Annotated in this window: 9 protein-coding genes and 1 pseudogene; all 10 read left to right on the top strand. The window is 29.2% G+C overall.

Translation table 11 applies throughout. The annotated features are described in order from the left end of the window. Positions 1-53 precede the first annotated feature (53 nt). Positions 54-212, top strand: coding sequence for an epipeptide YydF family RiPP (locus HMPREF9171_RS112285; RefSeq protein ID WP_000810831.1), 159 nt, complete (start codon positions 54-56; stop codon positions 210-212). Between the two features lie 57 nt (positions 213-269). Beyond that, positions 270-887, top strand: coding sequence for a YydI family epipeptide exporter ATP-binding subunit (yydI, locus tag HMPREF9171_RS112290; protein ID WP_000470461.1), 618 nt, complete (start codon positions 270-272; stop codon positions 885-887). A gap of 3 nt (positions 888-890) precedes the next feature. After that, on the top strand, positions 891-1,613 hold the full coding sequence (gene yydJ / locus HMPREF9171_RS112295; RefSeq protein ID WP_000901036.1) for a YydJ family epipeptide exporter permease subunit: 723 nt from the start codon (positions 891-893) through the stop codon (positions 1,611-1,613). A 349-nt stretch (positions 1,614-1,962) separates the two neighbouring features. Further along, positions 1,963-2,085 (top strand): hypothetical protein, encoded by a 123-nt coding sequence (locus HMPREF9171_RS1000000114170; RefSeq protein ID WP_001871886.1) that lies wholly within the window; start codon positions 1,963-1,965, stop codon positions 2,083-2,085. Positions 2,086-2,491: 406 nt separating this feature from the next. After that, the gene (locus tag HMPREF9171_RS112300; protein ID WP_000017153.1) at positions 2,492-2,764 is read left to right on the top strand and encodes a hypothetical protein; all 273 of its coding nucleotides are present in this window, start codon (positions 2,492-2,494) and stop codon (positions 2,762-2,764) included. A 52-nt stretch (positions 2,765-2,816) separates the two neighbouring features. After that, entirely contained in the window at positions 2,817-3,299 is a 483-nt protein-coding gene (locus HMPREF9171_RS112305) for an antirestriction protein ArdA (RefSeq protein WP_000383283.1), read from the top strand. A gap of 7 nt (positions 3,300-3,306) precedes the next feature. Beyond that, positions 3,307-3,780: a hypothetical protein gene (locus HMPREF9171_RS112310; RefSeq protein ID WP_000560386.1), complete on the top strand. Its 474-nt coding sequence runs from the start codon at positions 3,307-3,309 to the stop codon at positions 3,778-3,780. 144 nt (positions 3,781-3,924) lie between these two features. Then, positions 3,925-4,191, top strand: a complete 267-nt coding sequence (locus HMPREF9171_RS112315; RefSeq protein ID WP_000387490.1) for a type II toxin-antitoxin system Phd/YefM family antitoxin — start codon at positions 3,925-3,927, stop codon at positions 4,189-4,191. Further along, complete coding sequence (locus HMPREF9171_RS112320; RefSeq protein ID WP_000481712.1) at positions 4,184-4,438, top strand: Txe/YoeB family addiction module toxin; 255 nt, start codon at positions 4,184-4,186, stop codon at positions 4,436-4,438. The genes HMPREF9171_RS112315 and HMPREF9171_RS112320 overlap by 8 nt, the downstream gene beginning before the upstream one ends. A 52-nt stretch (positions 4,439-4,490) precedes the next feature. Further along, positions 4,491-4,812: pseudogene (locus tag HMPREF9171_RS112325) on the top strand (conjugal transfer protein); the annotation flags it as partial.

The following is a 4,812-nucleotide window of genomic DNA, read 5'->3' as shown; positions in this document are numbered from 1 at the left end:
TTTTACTTATTTCAGAGAGTGACCTGTCCACATAATTTAAGGAGGAAATAATTATGAAACAAAAAAATATTCAGAGAGAAGTAAAACCAATTCTAAATGATATGAGCTTTGCAAAAGTTCTAACTAAGAAAAACGAATTAGACAATGTAAACGATTTATGGTATTTTGTAAGAAGTTCAAAAAATAGATGGGTTGCTGGTTCAGCCCATTAATTAGAGTTTAATCTTTATGGATAGGTTGCTGTCTGAAATAAGTAAATTGGAGTAGCTATGTTTATTAATAATTACACCTTAAAAATAGGAAATAGAATACTTTTAGAGAATACTAACTTAGACTTTGAAGAAGGGGAAATAAATCATCTTTTAGGTAGGAATGGATCAGGTAAATCTCAACTAGCTAAAGATTTTATCATAAATAGAGGGAATTATTTTTCAAATGATATTTATGAAGACACGCTGATTATTTCGAGTTATTCTAATCTTCCTAGTGATGTTACCATTAACGATTTAGAAAGGACAATTCCGTGGAAGCTTTCTAAAGAAATTTATCAGTTATTGAATATTAATCAAATAAGTAAAACGGTTAAGTTAAAGCAATTAAGTGATGGGCAGAAACAAAAGGTGAAATTATTAGTTTTGTTGTCTTTAGACAAGCATATTATTATACTTGATGAAATTACTAATGCTTTAGATAAAAAGTCTGTTGATGAGATAAACGTATTTTTGCAAAACTATATTCAGTATTATCCCGAAAAAATTATTATTAATATTTCACATGATATCAATAATATCAGGTCTTTAAAGGGAAACTATTTTCTAATTGATAATCAAAAAATTTGTAAAGTAGACACATTAGATGATGCTATTAGTTGGTATTTAGGAGAATAAAAAATGTTAGGATTGGAGTTTAGAAAGTCTATAAGAGGTAGAACATTATTTTATATTATATCTACTGTAGCTTTGACCTATGTATTAGGATATATTTTACCAGTAGGGATAGATAAAATAAGACATTTAACTTTGGGAGAATTTTACTTTAGTACCTACACAGTATTTACCCAATTTGGATTTTTAATATTCGGCTTTGTCATTGTATATTTCTTTAATAAAGATTACTCTGACAAATGTATTTTATATCACTATTTTTCAGGGTATCATCTAACTAAATACTTTTATACTAAACTGTTAGTATTATTTTCAGAATTTTTTATTGCTATAATAGTTTGCAATATATTAGCTTCATTGCTTTGGGGATATTCACTATTTTATTTTTTAACAACTACAATCTTATTTTCACTCGTTGTTCTACAGTATCTACTAGTCGTCTCAACTATTAGTATCCTGTTTTCTAATATGCTAGTTTCTATTGGAGTTACTATTTTTTATTGGATTACATCCATTATTTTAGTGGCAATTGGAGGAATTTTTAAAGTATCTGCTATTTTTGATGCTTCAAATTCTCTCTATAAAATAATAGGGAAACTTTTCTCACATCCGATGACTATTGATTTAACCGACTTTTTTATAATTGTTCCTTATATGATATGCCTTAGTGTAATTAGTTTTTTGATAGTGTGCTTATCAAATAGAAGATGGTTATTAAATGGAATGTAACCTCCTATGATAAGCTAGCCTTTATAAATAACTTTGCATTAAAAAGAGGAATTTGAGGTTATCAAAAATTTTATTTAAAATCGCAACGAATCCACTTCAAGGAACACTAAAAGCCCCATCCCTAGGGCTTTTTTTGTTGAGTTAGATGTCCCTATTAGTAATTAAAGTAATTTAAATTTAATTTCTAAATAAAAATATCTAGTAAAATCAAGGGATTTGTCATTTTGGGTTTTAAAAAAGATTATTGTTTATTGACAATACAATTAATGGTAGAAATATTGAACCTGCAAAAAATGTATGGGCTGAAAAGCTTATTGAAGTGAAATAAGGAAAGTAGAGGATTAGAAATATGGCAAAAATTGGTTTAAACTTTGGAGAAAAATTACAAATTGCAGATAAGGAATATCGTACCTTTAATGATGGATTGGATGTAAATGTTTTGTTATTGATGATACATCGCAGGAAAAGATAGATTCCTATAAGAGTTCTACATTATTTGTAAAAGATTGGAAAAAAGATTTTATTGTTCCTATATGGAATGATAGCAATTTCGAGGAGGTCCTTAATGATATTGGTTATTGGTATGCTAAGAATGATAAAGAAAAGAGACACTAAAAAAAGCTGTTTCCTGTAGAACGAGGGGAGCAGGATGTGGAGACGATAAAAGAGCTAAGAGATAAGTTAATTTCTTCAAATAAGAGTAATTTAGATGAATTTTTAACTTTCTGTATTGAATCCTCGTAATGTAATTTATATATGAGTAATTAGAACTTCTTTATAGGAGTTCTTTTTTTGTGGGTGAAAATTATGAAAATTAGATGTCCAACTGTAATAGGTTGATTTATTGTTAGAGTCTAAAGAAAAAAGAGGAAAATAAAATGTCAGGAACACGTTCAGAAGCAGATAAAAAGTTGTTAGTGGTTACTCAGGAGCTTTCAGAGCTGTTGGTCAGCCATCAGTATGAACAGTCATGGGAAAAAGCTGGAGAGTTAAATAGCTTACTTAAAAAGCGTGAAGAATTGACTTTACCAGATTATATGGTCGACATGATTCAACAACATTTGAAATCATACTACTACCAAAATAATATGATTAATAAGGCTCATAAGTCTATGTCAGCGATTGGTCATAAACTACAAGAATTTCATTAAGGGTGAGAGCAAGTCAATGGCTTGCTCCTTTTTTAATTAAGGAGTGTCAAAAATGGATGTTAGTGCAATTGTTAGAGATATAAAAACTGGTAGAGCTACGTTAGTTTGTTTTCCTGTGGAAATGAGTGAGCTTAAGTTAGCTTTGGGGCTTCGTGAAGAAGATGATTTAGAGTATATTATTGCAGATTCGGATTGTCAGTTACTAAAAGAACATGATTCTATTGAGATGATTAATCAATTTGTTGAACTGGTAGAGAATGTTGATAGTGAACTTGTTAAAGCAGTGCATCAGGTAATAGGTTATACTGCCTCAGACTTTGTGGATTATGATTTTAATTTTGGTGATTGTTGTTTACTGTCTGATGTCACAACTAGACGAGAACTAGGTGAATATTATTTCGATGAATTAGGCGTACAAGGAGTTGGTAAAGAGGCTCTGGAGATGTATTTTGATCATGAAGCTTATGGTCGAGATATTGACTTAGAAAGCCAAGGTGGTTTTTCAGACTACGGATATGTCGAAATATCAGGGTAAGTAGATAATGATTGCAATTATAAGGACTCGTGAAAAAGGTAGAAGTCAATTTTTATGTGAGTTAGACATCATGCAGTTTACGGAAAATCAAGTAAGAAACCGTATGATAGAAAAAGGCATTAAGGATGATGCCTTTTTTATTTGTGGTTTTTCTGATTGGAATGTTGATAGGATTATGTCACTTACAGAAGTCTATCTTTTAAAAAGATGTATTGAAGGACTTTATGATGGTGATGACTATATTGTTCAATATCTTTTGAAAAAAGGTTTATCAGTTCATTCAATAGTGACAAAATATTATATATTTTTGTCAAATAATGAAAATAAAGTAATGAAATATATCTTAAGGAAAGTTGAATTTGATTCTTTAATTGATTTTTGGCAACGGTCAGTAACTTGGGTAAATGCTTTAAATGCTTATATTGAAGAAGGAATAGTATTAAACACCTCAAAAGGTTTTTACGTGTTAAAAACAGAATGAGGAGGTAATTGGAAGCTTAACGATAATTTATGTATTGTTATCATTTGTAAGTTATTTATTTAGTGATTATCAAAACCAAAACTTGTACAACATGTTGTCAAATGATATAATAACAACATATCTAGTAAAGTTGAGGTGATTAATATGGAGGCTATTGTTTATTCACATTTTAGAAATAATTTAAAAGATTATATGAAGAAGGTCAATGATGAATTTGAGCCTTTGATTGTAGTTAATAAAAATCCTGATGAAAATATAGTGGTTTTATCTCAAGATAGCTGGGAAAGTTTACAAGAAACGATTCGTTTGATGGAAAATGATTATCTATCACATAAGGTTATTAATGGTATATCACAAGTTAAAGAGAAGCAAGTCACTAAACATGGTTTAATTGAGGTAGAAGATGTTTAATTTTACTGAAGAAGCATGGAAAGATTATGTTTCTTGGCAACAGGAAGATAAAAAAATCTTGAAACGAATTAATCGTTTGATAGAAGATATTAAAAGAGACCCATTTGAAGGCATTGGAAAACCAGAACCTTTAAAATACCATTATTCAGGGGCTTGGTCTCGAAGAATTACAGAAGAACATAGGTTGATTTATATGATAGAAGATGGAGAAATCTATTTTTTATCTTTTAGAGATCATTATAAGTAGAAGTAGTCGCTAAAAAAAGTGACTGCTTTTTTATTTTATAGAAAGGGGTTAAATGATTGATATACAAAAAATAAAAAAGTTTCTATTGAGATATACAAAGAAAGAAGAGGGAGGTAAACAGCCTAAGACAAAAGAAGTAAAGCAAAGGACAGCCAATTTTATTGTCTATGGTATCTTAGGTTTGTTATTTATTGTAGGATTTTTTGGATCATTGAGGGCAATTGGCTTATCTAATCAGGTACAACATTTAAAAGAAACAGTTATTGCTGTAGAAAAAAAGTCAAAACATAAGAAAACTGATGATTCATTAGATATATCTAGAATTCAGTATTACATGAATAATTTTGTCTACTACTATATCAACTATTCAGTTT

The sequence above is a fragment of the Streptococcus agalactiae ATCC 13813 genome, assembly GCF_000186445.1.
Classification (GTDB): Bacteria; Bacillota; Bacilli; order Lactobacillales; family Streptococcaceae; genus Streptococcus; species Streptococcus agalactiae.
Note: the sequence above shows the minus strand (reverse complement) of the source record. Positions and strands in the feature narration are given on the sequence as shown.

Coding starts and splice junctions, on each gene's coding strand:
- HMPREF9171_RS112300 (WP_000017153.1), top strand. CDS start 2,492: ATGTCAGGAACACGTTCAGAAGCAGATAAAAAGTTGTTAGTGGTTACT.
- HMPREF9171_RS1000000114170 (WP_001871886.1), top strand. CDS start 1,963: ATGGCAAAAATTGGTTTAAACTTTGGAGAAAAATTACAAATTGCAGAT.
- HMPREF9171_RS112320 (WP_000481712.1), top strand. CDS start 4,184: ATGTTTAATTTTACTGAAGAAGCATGGAAAGATTATGTTTCTTGGCAA.
- yydI (WP_000470461.1), top strand. CDS start 270: ATGTTTATTAATAATTACACCTTAAAAATAGGAAATAGAATACTTTTA.
- HMPREF9171_RS112310 (WP_000560386.1), top strand. CDS start 3,307: ATGATTGCAATTATAAGGACTCGTGAAAAAGGTAGAAGTCAATTTTTA.
- HMPREF9171_RS112315 (WP_000387490.1), top strand. CDS start 3,925: ATGGAGGCTATTGTTTATTCACATTTTAGAAATAATTTAAAAGATTAT.
- HMPREF9171_RS112305 (WP_000383283.1), top strand. CDS start 2,817: ATGGATGTTAGTGCAATTGTTAGAGATATAAAAACTGGTAGAGCTACG.
- yydJ (WP_000901036.1), top strand. CDS start 891: ATGTTAGGATTGGAGTTTAGAAAGTCTATAAGAGGTAGAACATTATTT.
- HMPREF9171_RS112285 (WP_000810831.1), top strand. CDS start 54: ATGAAACAAAAAAATATTCAGAGAGAAGTAAAACCAATTCTAAATGAT.